Source organism: Paenibacillus sp. FSL L8-0333 (genome assembly GCF_037965665.1).
Lineage (GTDB): Bacteria > Bacillota > Bacilli > Paenibacillales > Paenibacillaceae > Paenibacillus_AQ > Paenibacillus_AQ odorifer.
In genome coordinates, this window is record NZ_CP150186.1 from 5,185,718 (window position 1) to 5,209,587 (window position 23,870).

Consider the following 23,870-nt stretch of genomic DNA (forward strand, 5'->3'; position numbering starts at 1 on the left):
GTCCCGGGAAACTTCTCTGTACATATTCAACATACCTAATCCTTTCCCTCTTTTTTCTACAAATTTTTTGAACGGAATAATATTCCAACATCCCCAAATGTGAATAGTTACTCATATGTTATTGTAAAAATAGCAATTATCACAAGAAATATCGGCCTAATTGGTCATTTCAACCAAATATAGTACTATATCTCAAAAAAATCGAAGAAAAAAGAGGGATATAGCTTCTTGCCCGTAACTCCGATTGTAGCATTTTTTTAACTCTATTAGTAGGGACTATTTACCTCCACACTAATCTTGCGCAACATCTTCTTCATCGCTTTCCACCTGAAAAGGAACATATGAATCGGCTTCTAGCATTTTAATGAGTCCAGGCTGTTCAGTCTCTATAATCTGATTCAAATAGGACACCTTGCTCTTTAGCAAAGAGATGGCTGTAATCACCTCAAAACGGGATCTAGTATAGAGCTTGATCCGGTCTGGAAAAGACAAGGTTGGCGAGGGAACAATCTCAGAGATATCACTTGTCAATTCATTAGGAATGCTTGCTAATGCTTGACAAAGCTTAGCCTTATTCGGATCTTCCGGGTCCCAGTTCGTTAATATAGGTTTCTCAACAGCAATTCCAGTCTCATTAACAGGCACTGCAGCTCCACTGGACAGAATCGCCTTTAAGAGGCCTCCCTGTTCCAGTTCATAAGCTACCGCAGGGAATTCCTCAATCTTTACTGTGATCACCCCGGGGAAATTCTTCTGCACGCTGACGTCTTTAATCGTCTTAAGCTTCAGCAGAGATTCTTCCACAGCTTTAGTTGATACAGCAAAGAATTGCCCACCTATTTTAATTCCACTTTGTGAGAGTAACTCTTCACTAGTAGAATACTTGCTACCTTGAAAATCTATCACTGTAATATGGCTAATAGACGATCTGAAAAAAATCACAGCAAGAAGCGCAGTGAACAGCAGCAGCAGGATCGCCGTAATCTTACGGCTCATTTTTTTCTTAGGCTTGTCCTCTTTAAGAAGAGGTAATCGGGTTGTAGTCATTCTCATATCTCCGTAATAAGGCCCTGTCTCCTTCTCTGAGAGATCTGGAAGGAGACAGGGAGCTTTAATTGGCCAAATCAAGTGGATCCGTTACAGGCACCTTACGGCTTATACGCGCGCCAAGCTTCTGAAACAGCTTCTCTATTCCATCATAACCACGGTCAATGTGATGCGCTTGCTCAACGACCGTAGTCCCTTGTGCAGCAAGCCCGGCAATGACCAGAGCTGCACCCGCCCTCAAATCAGTAGCTTCCACAGTAGCACCATACAATCTCTGAACGCCGCGAATAAACGCACGATTCAAATCGATAGAGATGTCAGCACCCATCCGGGCCATTTCTTCCACATGTTTGAACCGTCCCTCAAACACCGTTTCCTTGATCACACTAAAACCATCGGCGAGCGACAGCAGCACCATGACCTGAGATTGCAGATCCGTCGGGAAAGAAGGATAAGGAGAGGTTACGATTCTCTCAACCGCACGCGGACGTCCCATGCAGCTGACATTAATTATATCATTGCATACTGTGATTTGAACACCAGCCCGCTTAAGCACATGAATAAGCGAAGTCAGATGCCCGGCGTTCGTATGTGTCAAGGTCACATTCCCACGTGTAGCTGCCGCAGCAATCATTACAGTTCCAGCCACTATCCGGTCTGGGATTACCTCGTACGTACAGGGATATAAGTTTTTGACACCCTGGATCGTAATGGTATCCGTGCCTGCACCGATAATCTGAGCACCCATACTATTCAAAAATTGCTGTAGATCCTGTATTTCCGGCTCTCTTGCTGCTCCCGATATCGTCGTTGTCCCCTCTGCCTTGGCGGCAGCCATCATAATATTCTCCGTGGCTCCAACACTTGGATAGTCGAGATGAATATCACTCCCTACAAGCTTTGAGCCCCGACAGGATATTCGTCCGTTGCTTTCCTCGATCTCCGCCCCCAGTGCTTTAAGACCCTGCAAATGAAGATCGATTTTACGCTCCCCGATCGCACAGCCACCAGGCTGATAGATCGTTACCTCACCAAATCTGGATAACAGCGGTCCCATTAAAAAAATGGAAGATCTCATCTGCCGCATCAAATCCTCAGGTACATGAGATGTCCCCACGGCTGACGTATCTATCGTCACCGTATCCTCTTGATGCACGCACCTGCAGCCCAGCCGATCCAAGATGTCTAGCATAGTCTCGATGTCCAGCAGCTTCGGCACATTATGCAGTGAGTGAACTCCTTCGGCCAGCAGGCTTGCCGCTAGAATCGGCAGCGCCGCATTTTTTGCTCCATGGATACGAATGGTGCCTGACAGGGGACTTCCACCCTCAATCACCAATTTGTCCAATGTATCACCTCCGAGATTACCGCTCACCCACCACAAACACTTCCGATACAAGGTCATATGAAATGTACAAGATTATCCTGCACTACCTTTCAGGTTAGGAAGTGTTCTGGGTGATTGTCACGATTATAGGATTATCCTATGTTCGTTCCTCCAAGTGTGTGACAGAGAGCTGCCAATAAGGAAAATACCTCTCAAAGGTAAATGGCTTAAGACTGTTTACCGGCTAGTCTTCGGAGTTCGTTAGTGACAATGGCAGCAGAATCCCTTTTGCCCAGTCGTTTGGAAGCCTCGGACATTTTTTGGCGTACAGCTTCAGTTCCAATGATTGCTTGCACAGCTTCATAAAGCGCCTTACCATTCAAATCCTTCTCAAGCAGCACCACAGCGGCCCCTTCGCGTTCCAGCTGTCTTGCATTCGCCTCTTGGTGATTGTTCGTCACATTAGGAGAAGGGATAAGTACAGAAGGAATACCCAGCGCTGTAATCTCAGCGAGAAAGGATGCCCCCGCCCGATTTACGATTAAGGAGGTACAAGCCAAGACCTCCGGCATATTGTGAACATAAGGTAGGACATGCAGCCAGTTCGGTGTGCTACCCAGCTTCTGACGCAATTCAGCACGGGTATCCTCAAAATAAGGCTCACCTGTAACGTAAACATAATGAACACCATTACCCTTACCCACAAATGGGGCCATTTCAATCATGGCTTTATTAATAGCCTTAGCCCCTTGACTGCCGCCAACAACCAAAACAACCGTGCTGTTATCCGGAATGCCCAGCGAGGCAAACCCCCGTTGTGGACTAGCCGTAGTAACCGTCGTTGCCCGAGGATTACCTGTGTAGATTACGTGCTTGCTCCCCGGAAAAGCAGATTCTGTCCCTTCAAAGCTTACGGCCACTGTACTCGCGTAACGACTTAAAAAACGATTTGTTAAACCAGGGATAGCATTTTGCTCATGGATCAAGGTTGGGATACCCAGCCGGGATGCAGCGTAAACGACCGGACCACATACATAACCGCCTGTACCAATTACAACATCAGGCTTAAACTCTCTTAACATTTCTTTGGAAGCCTTAACGCCCTTTAAAAAACGCATCACCGTCTTGACGTTGTCCATGGACAGCTTGCGCCGAAAGCCAGTGATGTCGATAGATTTGAAAGGGATATTCTCTTGGGGAACAAGCTTGCTCTCTAAGCCACGCGTTCCACCAATATACAGGAAGGTAGATTCACTATCTTCTGCTTCCAGTTGTCTAGCAACAGCGACTGCGGGATAGATATGACCACCCGTGCCTCCGCCGCTTAATACGATACGCATGTCTTTCACCTCGCATAACGGGATAAGTTCAATAGAATGCCCAGGGAGGTTAACATCAGTGTAAGCGAAGAACCTCCATAGCTAATCAGAGGAAGTGTGATGCCTGTTACAGGCATTAGACCGATGACCACACCAATATTAATAATGACTTGCACAGCCACCATACAGACGATGCCAACGGCCAAATAGCTTCCAAAACGGTCAGGCAGACTCATCGCCACCTTCATTCCGCGCCAGATTAGAATAAGAAACAGGATCAACACAGCCAAACCACCGATAAACCCCAGTTCCTCGGCCAATATAGAAAAAATAAAATCGGTCTGCGGCTCAGGTACATAACTGTACTTCTGCCGGCTCATTCCAAGTCCGAGACCCCCAAGCCCTCCAGGGCCAATCGCGTATAGCGACTGAATAATCTGGTAGCCTGCACCGAGGGGATCGGACCAAGGATCAAGAAAAGCGGTTATCCGCTGCAACCTGTAAGGTGCTGCGGCAACCAAAGCAACAAACCCAGCCACGCCAGCTACTCCTAGTGAGAGTAGATGTTTCATTCTTGCCCCAGCTGTAAAGACCATCATCAAGGCTGCGCCAAACATAACGGTACCTGTACCCAGATCCGGCTGGAGCATAATCAGTGCAAAGGCTGATCCGATAAGCGCTAACGGTGGAAGTAAGCCACGAGTGAAGGAGGTGATATCATACTCTTCTTTTCCCAGCCAATTCGCCAGAAATAGAATCATCCCCATCTTCATGAACTCGGAGGGCTGAATCCCGAAGGAGCTGATTCCGAGCCAGCTGCGCGCTCCCCCGCGAACTACACCAATGCCGGGAATAAGCACCATAACGAGCAGGATAAAGCAGACAATCAGTGCCGGCTTAGCCAGCTTTTTTAACACTTTGTAGTCTGTATTCGCTGTAACAAACATTGCAACAAGTCCCAGTCCTGCAAACAAAAGCTGCCTCTTTACAAAGTAAAACGAATCTCCATAATTGCGGAAGCCCAAGACAGATCCGGCGCTGTATACCATCACCATGCCGATTACCAGCAAAGAAAGAATGGGAATCAGCAACCAAATATCGGGAGCATGACGAGTTTTGTTCATCAGGAGCACACCTCTTGCATCCGTAGTAGGGGCTTATCCACCCCCCTACTTAAAGGTTATGCACCGCCTCTTTAAAAATACACCCGCGCTCTTCATAGGATGTAAACATATCCCAACTAGCACATGCAGGAGACAGGAGAACGATATCTCCTTCTTCCGCCAGAGCGGAAGCTTCCCGCACAGCTGCTTGCAGCACGGCGGCGGCGCTCTCCCCATTATCGACGGAGATAATCTGCTTTAATCCTGCCAGCTGTGCTACATTTATTAGCTTGTCCTTGGTTTGTCCTAACGCCACCAAAGCTTTGACGCGTCCGCTCAGGACAGGCAGCAGCTCCATATAATCGGAGCCACGGTCTAATCCGCCAGCGATCAATACCACCGGACGCTGAAACGATGTCAAAGCCGTAATTGTCGCTTTGGAGTTCGTTGCTTTGGAATTGTTGTAATAAGCGGCTCCAGCCTTATCAGCTACATACTCCAGGCGGTGCTCCACACCACGAAAAGAAGAAAGCACTTCGCTTAATAGAGAGGGGTCAGCTCCAGCGGCAATAGCAATTCCACAGGCAGCCAGCGCATTCCCCACATTAAAGCGACCCGGAAGAGCGATGGAATCCACATCCGCGATTATCGTTTCCTTGTCCGCAGATTCGCGATAGATAATGTGGCGCTTCAGCTCATCATCTTGCCCCGTAATATAGGACGGGCTAACAAATACTCCATGAGGCAGCTCCTCAAACAAGGAGAATGGAAGAATCGAAGCCTTCACATAGGGCACAAGTTCCCGGCAGACAGGATCATCCCAGTTCAGCACTGCTGTATCCGTAGCTAATTGATTAGCGAACAGCTTGGTTTTGGAATCCACATAATCTTTCATGCTTCCATGATAATCCAGATGAGTCTCTGCAATATTCAGCAGACAGCCTATCTTTGGCCGGAAGGTCTCCGTACCTTTGAGTTGAAAGCTGCTAAGCTCGACCACCATCCAGTTATCCTCTGTAGCCTCTTGTGCAGCCTGACAAAGAGGCGTACCAATGTTGCCCGCAACTATAGGGTTCATTCCCGCAGCTTCCAGCATATGGCCTACCCAGGTCGTCGTTGTCGTCTTGCCATTGGAGCCTGTGATGCCGATCATCGGCGCTGCACAAAGTCGATAAGCCACCTCTACCTCTGTGACCACTTCAATTCCAAGCTCAATTGCCTTTTGTACAGGGGGCGCAGAATAAGGAATGCCTGGATTTTTGATTACCAGACTTACACCTTCATGAATAAGTCCTTCCGGATGCCCGCCGCATATAACACAAATTCCCAAAGATTCCAATTCGGAAGCTTCGGGACTTTGATCTCTTTCCTTTTTGTCGTTAACCGTAACTATAGCGCCGCGTTCATGCAGCACTTTAGCCACCTGGACACCGCTTTTAGCAAGCCCAAGAACCACAACTTCTTCACCATGATACATATCTGGATGTTTCATTCTCTACAACCCCTTGCTAATAAATAGTCCCACAGCAGCCAACACCAAGCTAACCGCCCAGAACGAAATTACCACACGCCACTCCGACCAGCCACCAAGCTCAAAATGATGGTGAATCGGGCTCATTCTGAATACACGTTTGCCACGGGTTTTAAATGAAACCACTTGAATCACAACGGATAACATTTCAATTACAAAGACACCGCCTATGATGAGAAACAGCAGCTCACTCTTCGTGACAATAGCAATAGCACCTATAGCACCACCAATACCAAACGAACCCGTATCCCCCATAAACACTTTAGCAGGGTGGGCATTGAACACAAGAAAGCCTAATACAGCACCAATCATTGCCGCAGCACATACACCTGCCGCAATAGACGTAGCCTGCATTGCCACCACCGCGTATGCGGCCAAGGCAATGGCACTGACACCAGACAACAGTCCATCGACTCCATCTGTAAAATTAACGGCATTCGTCACTGCCATCATCATAATAATGATGAATGGATAATAGAACCAGCCACCCCAATCAAAGCTGAAATCAGTACCTGGTACGCTGATACTTGTACTGTGTCCGGCATAAATCAGAAGACCGCACATCAGAGCACCAACCAGCAGCTGTCCAAATAACTTTTGACGTGCTGTGAGCCCTAAGGAACGCTTAAATACAATTTTGATATAGTCATCCAAAAACCCGATCAATCCAAAACCAAGCGTAGCTACGAGCAGTACGTAAAAATCTGTATTCACCACAGAAAATTTCAGATAAGACAAGGTAAAAGCTACGATAATCACGATACCGCCCATAGTCGGCGTTCCCGCTTTCTTCAAATGGGTTTGCGGTCCGTCATCTCGCACCTGCTGTCCGAATTTCATCCTGCGCAGAAGCGGAATGAAGAGCGGAGCGGCAATGACCGCAAGGATAAAGGAAACAGCAATAGTCAATAACAATAGTTGATAATCCATGGGTACACCCCCTCCAATGATTTAGGTCTGTTGAATATCTTTATTTAGGCTCTGAAGCACTTCCTCGAGCTTCATTCCTCTTGATCCTTTAAATAGAACAATATCCTTAGCACTGCATTTCTCTAGAAGGACAGCGGTTAGTTCCGCTTTATCTGTAAAAGCTTTTACGCGCTCTTTGCCGAATTTCTCTTCTGCTGCTTTGGCAATATGAACGGATAATGGTCCGTAAGTACATACAAAATCAGTTAATGAAGGGTCAAGGTAGTAGCCTATTTCTTGATGAAATTCTACTTCCTCCGGCCCAAGTTCCAGCATGTCCCCGAGCACAGCGATTTTATTGCCACTGCATTTCATAGATTGCAGGACATCTATAGCCGCCTTCATAGAAGTAGGGCTGGCATTATAAGCATCGTTTAAAAGCGTAAGTCCGGAAGAAGTTCGAATCACTTCAATCCGCATGCCCGTCAACTTGAGCTTGCTTAGACCGTCCTTCATATTCTGCTCCGTAACCCCATAATGACGAGCAACCGCTAGTGCAGCCAGAGCGTTAACAACGTTATGCTGACCTGGCAGCGGTAATGTAAAAGCATGTTCCTTATGACGGCTTGACGTGAACGTCATGCCACCAGTATGGGACATCATCCCTGTTGGATAATCATCATTATCCTCATTTAGACCAAAACGGAAGGTTCTCATCCCTTCTGGAGCCTTAAAAGTGGACTCTTGCATTACCTCAGTCAGCAGCGGTTCGTCACCGTTATAAATCAGCAGTCCCCCCGGCTTCAGCCCCTCAGCAATCTCCAGCTTGGCGCGGGCTATTTCTTTACGTGACCCCAGCTGCAGTAAATGCGACTCGCCTACATTAGTAATTACCGCTACGTCAGGTTCAGCCAAAGAAGCCAGCAGAGCAATTTCTCCCCGCGAGCTCATCCCCATTTCAAGTACAGCGATCTCTGTATCCTCAGCCATGGATAAAATAGTAAGCGGAAGACCGATATGATTATTGAAATTCCCCGCTGTCTTGTGCACTTTGAACTGCACTTCAAGCAGAGACATAATGATATCTTTTGTTGTTGTTTTCCCGTTGCTGCCCGTAACAGCGACAACCTGCGGAGCCACTTCCTTCAGATAAGCAGCGGACAACTTCTGGAGAGCCTCCAGCGTATCTTCAACAATAATAACTCCGCCACCTTCAGGTACCGGTCCTTTATCGCGTTGCCACAAGGTTGCGCCAGCACCAGCAGCCAGTGCTGCGGCAGCATAGTGGTGACCATCGAATTTGTCTCCAGATAGAGGCACAAACAGGCAGCCGGGTGTGATCTTACGGGAGTCGGTAACGACTCCCGTAAGGGTTGTATTCATAGCTTCGACAGCAGCAGGTTCCCCTGCGCACATGGCAGCAATATTTTCAAGCGTTCTTGTAATCAATAGTTTCGGCCCCTTATAACTTCTTTAGCGACGATGCGGTCATCGAAATCATGAACCACTCCGCCAATCAGTTGATAGGTCTCATGACCTTTCCCCGCAATCAATACTACATCGCCAGGGCTTGCCATTTCAATAGCCTTCCCGATAGCTTCTCGGCGATCAACAATCATATGATACCGGTCAGAGGTGACTCCATCCTCTACTAGTCCTGCTTCTATATCCTTCAAGATTAGTTGAGGGTCCTCCGTCCGAGGGTTGTCAGAAGTTACGAATACCATGTCGCTATATCGTGCAGCGATCTTCCCCATTAATGGACGTTTCGTCCGGTCTCTGTCTCCGCCACAGCCAAACACTGTAAGCACTTTGCCGGTAGCAAATTCGCAGACCGTCTTTAATACATTCTCTAGCCCGTCTGGTGTATGTGCGTAGTCAACGATAACAGCAAATTCCTGACCTTCATCCACTGACTCCACCCGTCCAGCTACACCATCGATTGCCTCAAGACTAGTCTTGATATCAGCCAGAGAGACATCTTCCAATAAAGCAGCTGTAATCGCCGCGAGTGCATTGTAGACATTGAACTTTCCAACCATACGGAGCGAAATGTCCGTCTTCCCCTTAAACGTATCAACATGGAAAAAAGTTCCTTTTGCAGTGATCGATATTTGCGAAGCTCGGACATTAGCGTTGTTATCAATGCCATATGTAATCACTTCCGCCGCAGTTTGGGCTGCAAAATAGTGACTTGCTTCATCATCCGCGTTCAACACCGCATATTTGCGTTCTTCCTTCCACGGAGAGATCACATTTCCTAATCTGGAGAAAAAGAGCCCTTTAACCGCCCGATACTCCTCCATTGTATGATGATAATCCAGATGATCTTGGGTTAAGTTCGTAAAAATTGCCGTACGGAAGTCCGCACCCTTCACACGTCCTTGCTGAAGTGCGTGAGAGGATACTTCCATTACGCAACACTCCACACCTTTGGAAGCCATATCATGAAGGGACCGCTGCAGATCTAGCGACTCCGGAGTTGTTCCTGACATAGGGTAGCTTTTGCCGTCATAGCGCATTTGAATCGTTCCAATCAGACCTGTCTTCATATTCTGATCCTGCATAATCCGCTCAATGAGATAAGTCGTTGTTGTTTTGCCGTTTGTGCCCGTCACCCCGATCATTCTCATCCGGCTGCTAGGTGAGCCAAAGAAAGCATTCGACATGACAGACATCGCAAACCGGCAGTCATCCACAACAATCTGCGGGATATCAAGCTCCAGCTTGTGCTCACATACAATAGCCGCCGCTCCGGAGGCTACTGCTTGCGGCGCATATTTGTGCCCGTCCACGGTGTGGCCAGGCAAACAGATGAATAGATCTCCCGGGCCTACACGGCGGGAATCCGTCTGAAGATCAGTAATCTCCACATCTCCATCCCCGTATAGTTGCGAAGTAGCAAGACAAGCAGATAATTCGTTAACTTTCATAGTAATCCCTCACTCTACATTTTCGGATACGAGCTGAAACCTTATACCTTAATCATTATTCACTAGATGCTCCCATATAAATCCTGATGGTTGAGCCCTGTTCTACTCTGGCCCCAGCCTTAGGAGCTTGATTGATGACCGTATTTCCTGTGCCTGAACGTGCAAGATTAAAATTCATATTTAAATCCTCATAGATATCCTGCACCGTTGCTCCGGTAAGATCAGGTACGGTCACTATCGGAGTTTCGCCATACTTATAAGTTTTGGGAAGCTGATCACTGCGCTCCGGAACCTTCATATAGTGCAGTGAGTCTTCCAAAATATTTTGCACGATTGGAGCTGCAACCACACCCCCAAATTGAATCCCTTTCGGATTATCCACGGCAGTGTACACAACGATCTGAGGATCATCCGCTGGCGCAAAGCCAATAAAAGAAACAATGTGCTCTGTTGGAGAATAACGTCCATTTACAACCTTCTGTGCAGTACCCGTCTTGCCACCTACACGATAGCCGTCAATAAAAGCCGGCCGTCCTGTGCCTTTGGCAACCACGCTCTCAAGTGCTGCCCGCACCTTCTTGGATGTTTCCTCCGAAATGACCTGCCGCACAAGCTCTGGCTTCACCTCTGATACAGTCTCTCCCGTAACCGGGTTAACCCATGCTTTTGTTACATGTGGTTTATAGAGATTGCCACCATTGATAGCTGCGGATACCGCAGCTATCTGCTGAATAGGCGTAACCGAAACCCCTTGGCCGAAGGCTGTAGTCGAAAGCTCTACCGGACCTACTTGACTGAGCTTGAACAGAATGCCATTAGCTTCCCCATTCAGATCAATTCCCGTTTTACTGCCAAAACCAAAATCACGAATATATTTGAAAAGTGATTCTTTTCCCAGCCGTTGCCCTAAGGCGACAAACCCAGGGTTACAGGAGTTCTCAACTACCTGTAAAAAGGTTTGACTACCGTGGCCGCCCTTTTTCCAGCAGCGCAGCTTTGCGCCCGCTACCTCGATAAAACCCGGATCATAGAAATGATCGTTCTGAAGATCTACTTTACCTTCCTGCAGCGCAGCAGCCAGAGTAATGATTTTGAACGTTGAACCAGGTTCATAGGTCATCCAGATAGGCAGATTCCGGTTGTAAATCTGCGCATCATATTCCTTGTATGATGCTGGTTCATACCCCGGTCTGCTAGCCATGGCAAGTATCTCACCATTCTTCGGATTCATAGCTATAGCCCAAGCACCCTGCGCCTGATATTTTACCATAGCCTGATCCAGCTCACGTTCCATAATGGACTGGATCTGTTTATCAATCGTCAGCTCCAGATTAAGTCCGTCTTGAGGGGCAGAATATTTCTCAGATGAGCCAGGCATAAGTCTTCCGCCTGCATCAGACAAATAAGAAATATTGCCGGCTATGCCTTTGAGCAGATTGTCATATATACTCTCTACTCCTGTAATACCCTGGTTATCTATACCTGTGAAGCCTAAAATATGCGCGGCTAAATCGCCGTAAGGGTAATATCTTTTGCTATCCTCAGCGACAACGATGCCCGGCAGCTGCAAATCACGGATGCTCGCGGCAAGATCCATCGTAATTTTGCGGCCGCCGGGCTGAAGTTTCACCGACATTTCTTTTTTGGACAGCAATGTCATCAGCTTCTCCTCAGTCATCCCAAGCAGTGGAGCTAATTGCTGTGCTGTCTTTTGCTTCTCTTTTACCTGCACCGGTACTGCATACACTGTAGGTGTGGTGATATTAGAAACGAGCGGCACACCTTCACGATCCATAATTTCACCACGTTTAGCGGTAAAAGGAATATTGCGGCGCAAGGAATCTTCTACCTTCGCAGTCAATTCCTCGCCTTGAGATAATTGCACATACGCAAGACGCACGACCAGCGAACCGAATAACACTGCCAGTCCCAGCAATGTCCACAGCATTCTCCGCCGTGTTACGACTTTGGAAACCTTCATTCCGTTCTCCCCCACTTTCAACAATAGACATGAGCTCTTATCTTCATGACTATTCGGGACAAACAGGGGTTAGAACAAGCTATGTTCCGCTCTCGGAATCTGTCCCCTCATCAGCAGGCGGGGCCACGGGAATATCTTCGCCATAATCATTTAATGGCTTCATTTTCAAAGTGACCAAGGTCTTGCCATTTTGCGTTCCTACAATCTGTTCTGAGACGTAACCTTCTCCGTCTACCGCAATCTCTACTTTTAGTAGAGTTAGAATTTCAAGTGCATCACGCAGGGATTCCCCTTTTAAATCTGGAATGGTAGGCTGAGCCCCCTGCGGACTTAATAAATAGATCCGTTGCCCTGTAGCAAGCTTCGTACCTGCCTCAGGATATTGACTCTCTACAGCAGATCCTTCTCCGACCACTACATAATCGAAGCCTTGATCCAAAAGTGCTTCTCTTGCTTCCTTCATCGTCTTGTCTGTTAGATCTGGTGTAGTCCGAAGTGCGACTGTTTCAGTCTTAGCCGGCTTTTTGCTGCTGCTATCACTAGCCTCAGACGCCAGCTTAGGTACTCCCATGTATTGCAGAGACTGGGATACAATCTCTTTAAATACTGGAGCAGCTGCCTTACCGCCGCCAACCTCAACGTTCGGTTCATCAATAATGACAATAACAGCGATCTTTGGATCATCAACAGGAGCATAACCAATAAAGGAGACAAGTACTTTGGATTTCACATAATCCTTACCTTCAACCTTGATAGCCGTTCCTGTCTTTCCTGCCACGCGATAGCCGTCAATATAAGCGTTGCGGCCTGTTCCTTTTACTTGGTCAGCAACAACCTGCTCCAAATATTCACCCGTTTTCTTGGCGCTTTCCTCATCAATCACCTGACGCACTACACTAGGCTGAGTAACCTTTGTCTCACCAGTGTTAGGGTTTGTGACCTCCTTAACTACATACGGAGTCATCAACTTCCCCCCATTAGCGATAGCAGATACGGCAACGAGCTGCTGAAGTGGGGTTACTAGCACTTTTCCGTGTCCATATGCGAGTGTCGCAATTTCTATAGGACGTCCAACATTAGGGTTAACGACCCCGCTTGCTTCTCCTGGCAGATCGATTCCCGTTTTCTCATTGAAGCCAAAATCATTGATATACTGTAATAGCTTGTCCTGTCCGAGCATTTCATATAGCTTAACGAATAGAACGTTACTAGAACGTTTCACACCTTCAAGAAAACTGATTTGCCCCCATCCAGCATGATTAATATCATGCAGTGCCTTACTATATCCCTTTATCCGGATGGACCCGGACAAAAATGTCGCAACAGGATCAAAAAGCTTCTCTTCTACTGCGGCGGCAAGCGTTACAATTTTGAAGGTGGAACCAGGCTCATAAGTAGATTTAATAGCATGATTATAGAATCCTGCCCCTTCAGCCCCGGTCTTCCAAAATTCATTTGGATTATAGGTAGGCATGTTGGCTAATCCCAAAATCTCCATCGTGTTCGGATCAGCAGCAATGACACTCATACTTTTTGGCTTATATTGCGCATACGCCTTTTGCATGGCCTCTTCTATATAATGCTGGATCGTACTATCGATTGTAAGCTTGAAATTACTTCCATTTACTACTGGCTTATAGGTATCTTGTGAATCCGGCAATTTTACCCCTTGACCGTCACTTTGATAAAGCAGCTTGCCATCGGCACCCTTAAGCTCCGTATCAAAGTATTTTTCCAGTCCCATGATAGCATTGCCGTCCCTATCTGTATAACCTAAGATATGTGCAGCTAATTCATCTTTTGGATAATATCGTTTCTGCTCTCTAACAAGCCCAATACCGGTCTCTTGAATTTTATGTTCTTTACCTAGGGCTACATAAAATTCTTTCACCTTATCGGCAAGCTCCTGATCAATCTTCCAGCCTTCATTACGTATTTCACGGTTCTTGAGGTAAGCACCCGTCTTTTCGTCCTTGGCTTCAACCAGCTTACGCAGCTCATCCTCTGGTTTGCCTAGCAATTCGTGTAATCCTGTGATGACCTCTTCCCCGATGCCTTGTTGTTGAATCACTTCAGGATTCACCACCACGGTATAAGCAGGGACATCGCTAGCGAGCACACTCCCGTTACGGTCAGAAATCGTACCTCGCTCCGCTTTGATAGTTGAGGTATGTGCCCAAAGTGTGGCGGCCTTTTCCTGCCATTCCTCACCTTGCATAACTTGAATCCAGAACACTCTAACGATCAAAACAAGAAAAAAGAGGGTAATACACCCTCCTATAAACAGCGTGCGAAGTTTTATTCTTTTCAGCATAAGCGAACCTCACAACTTTTTTTATTGCGATCTTGCCAATCGCTCACTAATTATCACCTGGAGTCGTTGCCGAGCTTGCCGGAATATAGATTGTTGCATTCTCATCCGGAGACACATAACCAAGATCCCGTGCTTTTTGGGCGACTTTCTGCTCTAGATTCTGCTTTTCCATCTGATACGTAGAAATCTGCTTCTTGGCTGTTGCAATATCCTGATCTAATTTCTGAGCCTGCAAGTTCAAATCATAAATTTGGACGTAACGTGAAATCAGGGTGATCGCCACCAGAACGCATACTCCTAGCGTCAGCATATACAAAAGTTTCTCTTGCAGCGGAAGTACTCTTCGTCTGGTAACTACTTTTGTCTTCTCGCGGTAAAGGGGGTTTACCTCTTCTTTTCTTTTGGGCTGAACTGCTAAATTGCCGCGGGTATAGGCCATCTCTGACTCTCCTTTATCGTCAATTACAATTTTTCTGCAATGCGCAGCTTAGCTGAGCGGGCTCGGGTATTAAGCTCAAGCTCTTCTTCAGAAGGCACAAGCGGTTTACGATTGATTAACTTAAGCGTGCCTTTCGCGCCGCATACGCAAAACGGAAAGTCAGGCGGGCATGTACATCTGCTTAAATAGCTGCTAAAAATTTGCTTGCAAATTCGGTCTTCGAGCGAATGAAAGGTGATGACGGATACTCTGCCTCCTGGTGCAAGGCAACGTACTGCACTATGTAGCCCTTCTTCAAAAGCACCCAATTCGTCATTCACAGCAATCCTTAATCCTTGAAAGCTACGTTTAGCGGGATGCCCTCCTGTTCTTCGAGCAGCTGCCGGGATACCTTCCTTGATCAGTTCTGCTAATTCTCCTGTTGTCTCAATAGGAGCTTCTTCTCTTCTGTCTACAATTTTTCTAGCGATTCTCCGCGAGAATTTCTCTTCTCCATATTGGAAAAGAACACGGGCAATCTCCTGCTCGGACCATGTATTCACAATTTCAGCAGCCGTCAAAAGTGCTGACTGATCCATGCGCATGTCCAGCGGAGCATCATGATTGTAACTAAAGCCTCGTTCCCCTTCGTCAAACTGGGGAGAGGATACGCCAAGATCAAAGAGCACTCCATCTACTTGGGGAATACCATCTGTTTGTGGCACAAAGGGCACATCCTTAAGTACACTCTCCAGATCACGGAAGTTAGTCTTAATAGTCACAACCTTGTCTCCGTATTCCGCTAATCTTTCTTTTGCGTTCTCCAAAGCCCAATCATCTTGATCCAAACAGATTAAACGGCCTTCGCCGCTAAGCTTGGAAGCGATAAGTGAGCTGTGTCCCGCTCCACCGAGAGTGCAATCTACATAGATTCCGTCTTTTTTGATGTGCAGCCCTTCTGTCGCTTCTTCCTTAAGCACCGTGATGTGGTGAAACAAGCTGCATCCCTCCAGGACAGTATTCGTTATTGTGTTTTATAGATCAAAATTGAAATCCACCAATTTCTCAGCGATTTCGTTGAACGATTCCTCGGACTGTTCGAAGTACTGTTCCCAAAGCTCTTTGTTCCAGATTTCCACCCGGTTCGAAACGCCCAGAATGACACAGTCTTTGTCCAGTTTGGCATACTGCCGTAAATTAGCCGGCAGATTTACCCTTCCCTGCTTATCCCAAACACATTCAGTTGCACCTGAGAAAAAAAAGCGGCTAAATGCGCGGGCATCTGATTTCATCAGCGAAAGGCTTTTAAGCTTTTGTTCCATGATTGCCCATTCTTCCATGGGATAAACAAACAGGCAGGAGTCTAGGCCGCGGGTCGTCACGAAGGAGGTTCCGAGCAATTCACGGAGTTTAGCCGGAATAATGATTCGGCCTTTGTCGTCAATGCTGTGTTGATACTCTCCCATGAACATCCTTTTTCCCACCCCTAATCCCCGAATCCCCACTTTACCCCACTTTTCACCACTTAAGCATAATAGATTCGCCATTAAAAATCAAAAACCTTTTTCTGGCCAAGGAAATTTTTCCTAAATCAGATAGCTCGTTTCCCGAAAAACATTTCTCCACAGAAAAAAGCCATACAATCGGAATCTTGTCCGTTGCATGGCTTTGTTAAAAAAGTTGCTTCAGTTCAAGGTACACTGGTTAATACACTTTATTGTTATACGTTCAGTTATTAATCGTTCAAATTCCAGCTGTCCAAATAATCCACTTGTGCCGGAGTCAGGCTATCTATGTTAATGCCCAGACTTTCCAGCTTATAGCGTGCTACTTGCTCATCCAGCTCATAAGGAACATTTTCAACTTTTACGCCAATGCTCTTATAATTATCATTTACATATTTCAGCGACAGCGCCTGGAGCGCAAAGGTTGTATCCATAATTTCAGCAGGGTGACCATCAGCAGCACCCAGATTTACAAGTCTGCCTTCGGCAAGCAGATATAATTTACGTCCGTCACGAAGCTGGTACTCTTCGATATTTTTGCGAACGGTACGTTGGGATACGGATCTTTCCGACAACTCAGGCTTATTCACTTCAACGTCGAAATGGCCCGCGTTGCACATGATCGCTCCATCCTTCATCACATCATAATGTTCACCGCGAATTACATAACGGTTACCAGTTACTGTAACGAAGAAATCACCAACCTTAGCTGCTTCCAGCATTGGCATTACTTCAAAACCGTCCATATGTGCTTCAACGGCTTTAATCGCATCAACTTCTGTGACAACCACTTTTGCTCCAAGCCCTTTGGCGCGCATGGCAACACCTTTACCACACCAGCCGTAACCGACAACAACTACTGTTTTACCCGCTACGATAAGGTTGGTTGTGCGAATAATTCCATCCCATGCCGATTGGCCAGTGCCATAACGGTTATCAAACAAATATTTGCAGTAGGCATCATTAACCGCGACCATTGGGAACTTCAATACGCCTTGCTTTTGCAGAGCTTTTAGACGAATAATCCCGGTAGTTGTTTCTTCAGCACCCCCGCGAATATTCTCCATCAGATCAGGACGCTCCGAATGCAGCAATGTAGCAAAATCCCCACCGTCATCAATAATCAAGTCCGGTTTGCTCTCCAGTGCCTTGATATTAAGGGCTTTAAATTCTTCAGGAGACGGATTGTATTTAGCAAATACTGTGATTCCATCCTCCACAAGCGCTGCACATACATCATCCTGTGTAGAAAGTGGATTCGAACCTGTAATGGTTACATCTGCACCACCAGCTTTGACAACCTTCGCCAAATACGCGGTTTTAGCTTCCAAATGCAATGTAATCGAAACTTTTAGACCTTTAAATGGCTGTTCTGCTTCAAACTGCTCACGAATACGGTTCAGTACCGGCATATGCTGGCGAACCCAGTCGATTTTCAAATGCCCTTCCGGTGCGAGTGACATATCAGCCACGATACTATTTTGTTTAGATGAACTCATTATGAAACCTCCTAAAAGTTTTGTGAGCGTTACTACATTGAATCTACTTCGTACAAAACTTGCTTCGTAAGCATACGCTTTGTTTTGTGAGCGTTACTACATTGATCTACTTCGTACAAAACTCACTTCGTAAGCATAAGCTTAGTTTTGTGGAAAGCGATACTTCCATTACATATAAATGATGCGATGTGTTCCACTGTAATCCGGTTCAACCGTCATTAGCTCATCCAGCCAAGCAAGCCCGTACCGGTTCAAGTAATACATGATATTGTACACTCTTTCCTGCAGTTTACCCAGTGGCATTAATGACAGCTCGATTCGCTCCCATTGCCGGATTGCAGCTTCGTTCTGTTTTGCCATTGCATCTTGGGCTTTCGCCTGTAAAAAAGTAATCTGATCTAGAATCTTCTCTTTATTGTTATTCCCCAGCTTAAGCAGACCGGCCTGAACCGTTCCAAGCTGCTCAATCAGCGGTTCGTACATGGCGGCAAATGAGGTTTTGGTTTCTTCAAAACGGCGTTCAATCCCGAGCTCATCCTGTGCGGCCAGCCATTCATGTCTTTTATGATCCAGTCCTTGTCTTACATCCTCAAAGCTAAGTTGATATTTGTCCATATGCTTGTGCAGCGTACCTTCTACGACAGTAAAAGACATTCTAGGGATAATTAACGGCATTTCTCCCCCAATGGTCTCAAACGCACGGCGCGGAATGGCCCAGTAAGCAATCTCACCTTGACCCAGCACCGTTGCCAGAACAGGCAGCACATAATCCTGCATAAGTGGACGTGTCAGCACATTGTTGCTAAAGCGTTCCGGATGTGCCTGCACCTCCTCAAGTAATTCATCACGGGTAAAGGATACCTGACCCTTGCGATCCGTAAAGATTCCGTCCTTCTTGTGAAGCAGAAGCCGTGTACCTTCATGAATATAAAAGAGGTTAGCATTGCCAGCTGTAACATCAGCCTGAAGCTCATATCCAGCGCCCACAATATCAGAAGCAGAATTCATATACGCTGTTTCCAGTGCATCATTCTGCATAATTAGCGAAGTGAAAAATGGCTGTTCTAACTTACGTAAGTTGGGATCAGCAGAATCAAGCAGAATCAGACCAAATTTACCAAATAATGAACCCATCAGCTTGGCAAATGCATCCGTCATACTATCAGCTCTAAAAGAAGAAGTGCGAATGAATTCCATGATCTGCGGCTTAAAGTCGCTTTCCTGAAGCAGACCGTCTAACTGTTCTACTACCTGCTGCCAGCTTTCCTCTTCTACACGAATATCACTTACTGAGGAGCGTTTCTCTTCTGACTTTTCTATCTTAATCTTAGTAATCTCCTGCGTACGATTCAGTACATACGTATGATTCACTTCATCCCAGTCATGATCTTCACCTGCAATCCAGAATAAAGGAACTACAGGTCGGCCGAGTTGTTCAGCTGCTTCTTTTGCCGCCATAATGGTAGTTGCAGCTTTATATACCACTAACAGGGGTCCAGTAAATAGTCCGCTTTGCTGCCCACCTGTCACCACTAATGTCCCCGGCTGCTCTAAGAGCGCCAGCGAAGCCATCACCGCATCATGCGAATTATGCTTTTCATTATATTGTCGTAGACACCCAGCAATCTGAGTCCGGTCGGCACGAAGACTTTCTCTGCTATCTAGCCAATCGGCCCGTCTACTTCTACTTTCTTTATTGCGGAAATCCCCACCGTACAAATGACTAACCTTTTCAAAATGATCTATATAGTCGCGCGAGAGTGCAGATCCACCCTTGAGCGGTTCCGTTACAATATTCATTCGCTAGTGCCTCCAGTTCTACTAAGCAGTTATATGTAAATCCAAGTTCGTAAAAACTCTCTATGATTGTATCCAAAGTCAGGAGCCGCGTCAAAGCAAAACATGTCTTGATATCAGCAACACAGGTACAGCCAACTGTTCAATTATACTATAAAATCATTAAATAATATCCTAAATACATACAAGAGGCGAGAGCATAATGCTCCCGCCTTTGAAAACCTAAGTATAAATTATGCGAATTTTTTGCTGACAAAGTGGCCTTTAGATACTTCTACTAATTCAAAGTCACTGTCATTGGTCTTATCGTTAGCAGAATAAATAGGGCTGCCAAGCTCATCATGCAAGTGAATACGTTTTTTGTTGACTTCAATTTCCGGGTCCGGAACTGGAATAGCCGACAATAGGGATTTAGTATAAGGGTGGATAGGATTTGCATATAGCTCTTCACTTTCCGCCAACTCAACCATTTTACCCAAGTACATAACTGCTACGCGATCACTGATATGTTTAACCATGGACAGATCATGCGCGATGAAAAGATAAGTCAATCCCAGACGATCTTGCAATTCTTTAAGCAAGTTAACGACCTGAGCTTGAATGGATACGTCAAGTGCGGAAATCGGCTCATCACAAACGATGAACTTAGGATTAACCGCTAACGAACGGGCAATCCCGATACGTTGACGTTGTCCACCGGAGAATTCATGCGGATAACGGGTTGCATGGTCATGATTAAGACCAACCATATCCAGCAGTTCTTCAATCCGTTTCTTACGTTCTGCACGGCTGCCAGCCATTCCGTGAATGTCCAGTGCCTCGCCGATGATATCAGAAACCGTAAACCGCGGGTTAAGCGATGCGTACGGATCTTGGAAAATCATTTGCATGTCACGGCGCATAGCCTTCATTTGATTTCCAGGTAATTTATAAATGTCTGTACCATTATATTTCACACTTCCAGCAGTTGGCTCATACAAGCGAAGAATCGTACGTCCAGCAGTAGTCTTACCACAACCGGACTCACCTACCATCCCAAGTGTCTCGCCCTCACGGATCGTGAAGTTAATATTATCAACAGCCTTAAGAACCTTACCTTTACCTACATTAAAATATTTCTTAAGACCTTCTACCTCTATTAGGTTCTTACTCAAGAGTACTGCACCTCCTTGGCCATCGAATGCAGATTCCAGCAACGCGCCATATGCGTTTCGCTGAATTCTGTGGCGCCGGGATCGATTTGTTCGCACACATGCATCGCTTCATTGCAACGAGCAGTGAACGGACAGCCGATCGGCGGCTTGATCAGATCTGGCGGTGTGCCGATGATCGGAATAAGCGGCTCGCCTTTCTTTTGGTCCAGACGCGGCATTGAGCGCAGCAGACCTTTGGTGTATGGATGTTGTGGATTTTTAAAGATTTCCCATCTTGTTCCGGTCTCCACAACCTCACCTGCATACATTACAATCACCCGATCACACATGCCAGCAACTACGCCGAGATCATGTGTAATCAGAATAATGGAGGTACCTAGTTTTTGCTGCATCTCTCTCATAACTTCCATGATCTGCGCCTGAATGGTTACATCTAGAGCCGTTGTAGGCTCATCCGCTATCAGCAAAGCCGGACGGCAAGCTAACGCGATTGCGATCATTACACGCTGGCGCATACCGCCTGAGAATTCGTGGGGATATTGGTTAAAGCGAGCCTCCGCATTTTTGATGCCTACTAATTTCAACATCTCCATACCTTGCTTTTTCGCTTCGGCCGCTGACATTTTCTGATGTTTAATCAAAACTTCAGTGATCTGTTTGCCCACTTTGATGGTTGGGTTCAGAGAAGTCATCGGGTCTTGAAAAATCATGCCAATATCTTTACCGCGAATAGATTCCATTTCTTTCATGCTTTTGTCTAGCAGATTCTGTCCTTGAAAAATAATCTCTCCCTTTTTCACTTTAGAAGGTGGAGAAGGGATCAAACGCATAATCGATTGAGCAGTTACACTCTTACCGCTGCCGGACTCGCCGACGATGGCAACCGTTTCGCCTTTGCCAATTTCAAAATTCATACCACGGACAGCTTGTACTTCTCCGCCCTTAACAAAAAAGGAAATATGCAAATCTTTGACTTGTAAAATAGGTTCCATCCATATTCCTCCTATTTCTTCAGCTTAGGATCAAGCGCGTCACGAAGACCATCACCGAAAATGTTGAAAGAAAGCATTGTTAAGCTGATTAGGATCGCAGGGAACAAGAAGCGCCATGGATAATACAGCCAGCCGGTGAGTGAGTCATTGATCATCGATCCAAGTGAAGCAACAGGAGCTTGTACACCAAGACCCAAGAAGCTTAGGAAGGCCTCAGCAAAGATAGCATTTGGTACAGACAGTGTAATGGTTACGATAATCGGACCAACCGCGTTCGGCAGAAGGTGCTTGAACAACAGTCTCGCAGAACCAGCACCCATGGAACGGGATGCCAATACGAATTCGCGATTCTTGAGCTGCATAATTTCTCCACGTACAATCCACGACATCGTAATCCAGCCTGTAATGGTTAGAGCTAGGATGATTGTTCCAAGACTTGGCTCAAGAACGACCAAGAGCAAGATTACAACCAGCAAATATGGAATAGAATACAAAATTTCAGAGAATTTATTCATAATATTATCTACACGGCCGCCGAAGAAGCCCATAATGCCTCCGTAGATAACACCGATGAACAAGTCGATGGCTGCCGCAGCAAGACCAACGATCAAGGAGATCCGTGCACCGTACCAAGTACGAACAAAGATATCACGACCAAGATCATCCGTTCCAAACCAGTGATCGGAGGAAGGGGGCTTGTTGGTGCTCATCAAATCATTAGAATAATAGTTATATTTCGAGATAAAAGGTGCAAAAATCGCTGCAAGTACAATCAAACCCAGGATACCGAGCGCAGTCATCGCCATTTTATTTTGACGCAACCGTTGCCAAGAGTCTTTCCAAGCAGAGAGACTCTCACGCTGGATAACTTCGGCTTCTTTTTCATCCACACCGACTTTTTGAAAATCTTCCGGTTTTAGATTTAGCAAGTTATTTTCAGTAGCCACTCTTTAGCCCTCCTTTCCTCCACTTAATTTCATACGTGGGTCAATCAATACATAAGCAATATCAGTAATAAAGCGGGCAACCATGAGTAATACACCATAGAAAATGGTTATCCCCATAATAACGGTATAGTCACGGACACCAATCGCTTCCACGAACTGTTTACCAATACCCCCAACACCAAAGATCTGCTCGATAACAACCGAACCAGTTACGATGTTAGCTGTCATTGGACCCATATAAGTAACAACAGGTAGAATTCCGTTACGAAGTACATGACGGCTCAGAATAGCCATCCAGCTCAATCCCTTTGCTTTAGCCGTTTTGATATAATCCGCATTCAAAACTTCAAGCATGCTTGAACGGGTCAAGCGGGCGATAAAGGCGATCGGCTGTGCCGAGAGCGCGGCCACGGGTAAGAAATAATAGATTGGCCCTTTAAAACCTGAAACCGGTACCCAACCCAGTTTGAAAGCAAATACGTACTGCAGTAATGACGCGACTACAAAGCTCGGAACCGCAATCCCCAGAACTGCCAGCACCATAGCTGCGCTGTCAATAAACTTTCTGTGATAGAGTGCCGCCAACATGCCGAGAAATACTCCGACAATAACCGCCACAACGATTGCGACGAGTCCCAGCTTCAGCGACGCTGAAAAGGTTTGACTGATCAAATGTGATACATCTTGATTTAGGCGTTTCATTGAGACACCTAGGTCACCTTGGATAATATCACCTAAATACTTAAAATACTGATGAGAGAGCGGCTTGTCCAGACCATATTGTTCCATCAGACGTGCTTTAATTTCTGGCGGTACCTTCTTTTCAGAAGTAAACGGATCCCCCGGAATAGCTTTCATCAAGAAAAAGGTAGCTGAAATCAATACAAATAGAGAAACCAACATATAGAAAAATTTATTTGCGACATAACGAACCATCCCCATCACACCTCCTCCGACAATTTTTGATACACATAATAATGATTTTATGAAAAAAACGGATTTTTGTCTATTTTCTATATATGTTATTAATAACATTAATTAACAAATAGACAGGAGTACAAAAAAAAGGGATATATATGGAATTCCACATATAT

19 protein-coding genes are annotated in these 23,870 nt (G+C 46.1%); all 19 read right to left on the reverse strand.

Annotated elements, in window-relative coordinates:
* Positions 1-291: 291 nt before the first annotated feature.
* Positions 292-1,047, reverse strand: coding sequence for an FtsQ-type POTRA domain-containing protein (locus tag NYE72_RS23225; protein ID WP_036683639.1), 756 nt, complete (start codon positions 1,045-1,047; stop codon positions 292-294).
* Positions 1,048-1,111: 64 nt separating this feature from the next.
* Entirely contained in the window at positions 1,112-2,395 is a 1,284-nt protein-coding gene (murA, locus tag NYE72_RS23230; protein WP_036683642.1) for a UDP-N-acetylglucosamine 1-carboxyvinyltransferase, read from the reverse strand.
* A 206-nt stretch (positions 2,396-2,601) separates the two neighbouring features.
* The gene (gene murG / locus NYE72_RS23235) at positions 2,602-3,714 is read right to left on the reverse strand and encodes an undecaprenyldiphospho-muramoylpentapeptide beta-N-acetylglucosaminyltransferase (RefSeq protein ID WP_036683645.1); all 1,113 of its coding nucleotides are present in this window, start codon (positions 3,712-3,714) and stop codon (positions 2,602-2,604) included.
* 5 nt (positions 3,715-3,719) lie between these two features.
* Positions 3,720-4,817: a stage V sporulation protein E gene (gene spoVE, locus NYE72_RS23240; RefSeq protein ID WP_036683647.1), complete on the reverse strand. Its 1,098-nt coding sequence runs from the start codon at positions 4,815-4,817 to the stop codon at positions 3,720-3,722.
* A 49-nt stretch (positions 4,818-4,866) separates the two neighbouring features.
* Entirely contained in the window at positions 4,867-6,288 is a 1,422-nt protein-coding gene (murD, locus tag NYE72_RS23245; protein ID WP_076098548.1) for a UDP-N-acetylmuramoyl-L-alanine--D-glutamate ligase, read from the reverse strand.
* A 3-nt stretch (positions 6,289-6,291) separates the two neighbouring features.
* Complete coding sequence (gene mraY / locus NYE72_RS23250; RefSeq protein ID WP_036683653.1) at positions 6,292-7,257, reverse strand: phospho-N-acetylmuramoyl-pentapeptide-transferase; 966 nt, start codon at positions 7,255-7,257, stop codon at positions 6,292-6,294.
* A gap of 21 nt (positions 7,258-7,278) precedes the next feature.
* Positions 7,279-8,685, reverse strand: a complete 1,407-nt coding sequence (gene murF / locus NYE72_RS23255; protein ID WP_038572862.1) for a UDP-N-acetylmuramoyl-tripeptide--D-alanyl-D-alanine ligase — start codon at positions 8,683-8,685, stop codon at positions 7,279-7,281.
* A complete protein-coding gene (locus tag NYE72_RS23260) occupies positions 8,682-10,169 on the reverse strand; it encodes a UDP-N-acetylmuramoyl-L-alanyl-D-glutamate--2,6-diaminopimelate ligase (protein WP_036683658.1) in 1,488 nt (495 codons plus the stop codon). Before NYE72_RS23260 ends, murF begins: the two co-directional genes overlap by 4 nt.
* Positions 10,170-10,224: 55 nt before the next feature.
* The gene (locus tag NYE72_RS23265) at positions 10,225-12,150 is read right to left on the reverse strand and encodes a stage V sporulation protein D (RefSeq protein ID WP_036683661.1); all 1,926 of its coding nucleotides are present in this window, start codon (positions 12,148-12,150) and stop codon (positions 10,225-10,227) included.
* 79 nt (positions 12,151-12,229) lie between these two features.
* On the reverse strand, positions 12,230-14,464 hold the full coding sequence (locus NYE72_RS23270; RefSeq protein WP_076141838.1) for a penicillin-binding transpeptidase domain-containing protein: 2,235 nt from the start codon (positions 14,462-14,464) through the stop codon (positions 12,230-12,232).
* Between the two features lie 46 nt (positions 14,465-14,510).
* Entirely contained in the window at positions 14,511-14,903 is a 393-nt protein-coding gene (locus NYE72_RS23275; protein ID WP_036683668.1) for a septum formation initiator family protein, read from the reverse strand.
* Positions 14,904-14,926: 23 nt separating this feature from the next.
* Positions 14,927-15,880, reverse strand: coding sequence for a 16S rRNA (cytosine(1402)-N(4))-methyltransferase RsmH (gene rsmH, locus NYE72_RS23280; RefSeq protein WP_036683671.1), 954 nt, complete (start codon positions 15,878-15,880; stop codon positions 14,927-14,929).
* Positions 15,881-15,916: 36 nt separating this feature from the next.
* Positions 15,917-16,354 carry a division/cell wall cluster transcriptional repressor MraZ gene (gene mraZ, locus NYE72_RS23285; RefSeq protein WP_036683674.1) on the reverse strand — a complete coding sequence of 146 codons (438 nt, stop codon included), beginning with the start codon at positions 16,352-16,354 and terminating at the stop codon, positions 15,917-15,919.
* A gap of 263 nt (positions 16,355-16,617) precedes the next feature.
* On the reverse strand, positions 16,618-17,889 hold the full coding sequence (locus tag NYE72_RS23290; protein ID WP_170914265.1) for an adenosylhomocysteinase: 1,272 nt from the start codon (positions 17,887-17,889) through the stop codon (positions 16,618-16,620).
* Positions 17,890-18,054: 165 nt separating this feature from the next.
* A complete protein-coding gene (gene bshC / locus NYE72_RS23295; RefSeq protein WP_036683679.1) occupies positions 18,055-19,686 on the reverse strand; it encodes a bacillithiol biosynthesis cysteine-adding enzyme BshC in 1,632 nt (543 codons plus the stop codon).
* 230 nt (positions 19,687-19,916) lie between these two features.
* The gene (locus NYE72_RS23300) at positions 19,917-20,837 is read right to left on the reverse strand and encodes an ATP-binding cassette domain-containing protein (protein WP_036683682.1); all 921 of its coding nucleotides are present in this window, start codon (positions 20,835-20,837) and stop codon (positions 19,917-19,919) included.
* Entirely contained in the window at positions 20,834-21,829 is a 996-nt protein-coding gene (locus tag NYE72_RS23305; protein ID WP_036683686.1) for an ABC transporter ATP-binding protein, read from the reverse strand. Before NYE72_RS23305 ends, NYE72_RS23300 begins: the two co-directional genes overlap by 4 nt.
* An 11-nt stretch (positions 21,830-21,840) precedes the next feature.
* Entirely contained in the window at positions 21,841-22,776 is a 936-nt protein-coding gene (locus tag NYE72_RS23310; RefSeq protein ID WP_036683689.1) for an ABC transporter permease, read from the reverse strand.
* A gap of 3 nt (positions 22,777-22,779) precedes the next feature.
* A complete protein-coding gene (locus NYE72_RS23315) occupies positions 22,780-23,712 on the reverse strand; it encodes an ABC transporter permease (RefSeq protein ID WP_036683691.1) in 933 nt (310 codons plus the stop codon).
* Between the last annotated feature and the right edge of the window lie 158 nt (positions 23,713-23,870).

Bases quoted from the DNA above. Each gene is read 5' to 3' on its own strand.
- NYE72_RS23225 (WP_036683639.1), bottom strand. From the start codon at position 1,047: ATGACTACAACCCGATTACCTCTTCTTAAAGAGGACAAGCCTAAGAAA.
- mraY (WP_036683653.1), bottom strand. From the start codon at position 7,257: ATGGATTATCAACTATTGTTATTGACTATTGCTGTTTCCTTTATCCTT.
- bshC (WP_036683679.1), bottom strand. From the start codon at position 19,686: ATGAATATTGTAACGGAACCGCTCAAGGGTGGATCTGCACTCTCGCGC.
- murD (WP_076098548.1), bottom strand. From the start codon at position 6,288: ATGAAACATCCAGATATGTATCATGGTGAAGAAGTTGTGGTTCTTGGG.
- mraZ (WP_036683674.1), bottom strand. From the start codon at position 16,354: ATGTTCATGGGAGAGTATCAACACAGCATTGACGACAAAGGCCGAATC.
- NYE72_RS23270 (WP_076141838.1), bottom strand. From the start codon at position 14,464: ATGCTGAAAAGAATAAAACTTCGCACGCTGTTTATAGGAGGGTGTATT.
- NYE72_RS23275 (WP_036683668.1), bottom strand. From the start codon at position 14,903: ATGGCCTATACCCGCGGCAATTTAGCAGTTCAGCCCAAAAGAAAAGAA.
- murG (WP_036683645.1), bottom strand. From the start codon at position 3,714: ATGCGTATCGTATTAAGCGGCGGAGGCACGGGTGGTCATATCTATCCC.
- NYE72_RS23305 (WP_036683686.1), bottom strand. From the start codon at position 21,829: ATGGAACCTATTTTACAAGTCAAAGATTTGCATATTTCCTTTTTTGTT.
- NYE72_RS23260 (WP_036683658.1), bottom strand. From the start codon at position 10,169: ATGAAAGTTAACGAATTATCTGCTTGTCTTGCTACTTCGCAACTATAC.
- NYE72_RS23265 (WP_036683661.1), bottom strand. From the start codon at position 12,150: ATGAAGGTTTCCAAAGTCGTAACACGGCGGAGAATGCTGTGGACATTG.
- NYE72_RS23315 (WP_036683691.1), bottom strand. From the start codon at position 23,712: ATGGTTCGTTATGTCGCAAATAAATTTTTCTATATGTTGGTTTCTCTA.
- spoVE (WP_036683647.1), bottom strand. From the start codon at position 4,817: ATGAACAAAACTCGTCATGCTCCCGATATTTGGTTGCTGATTCCCATT.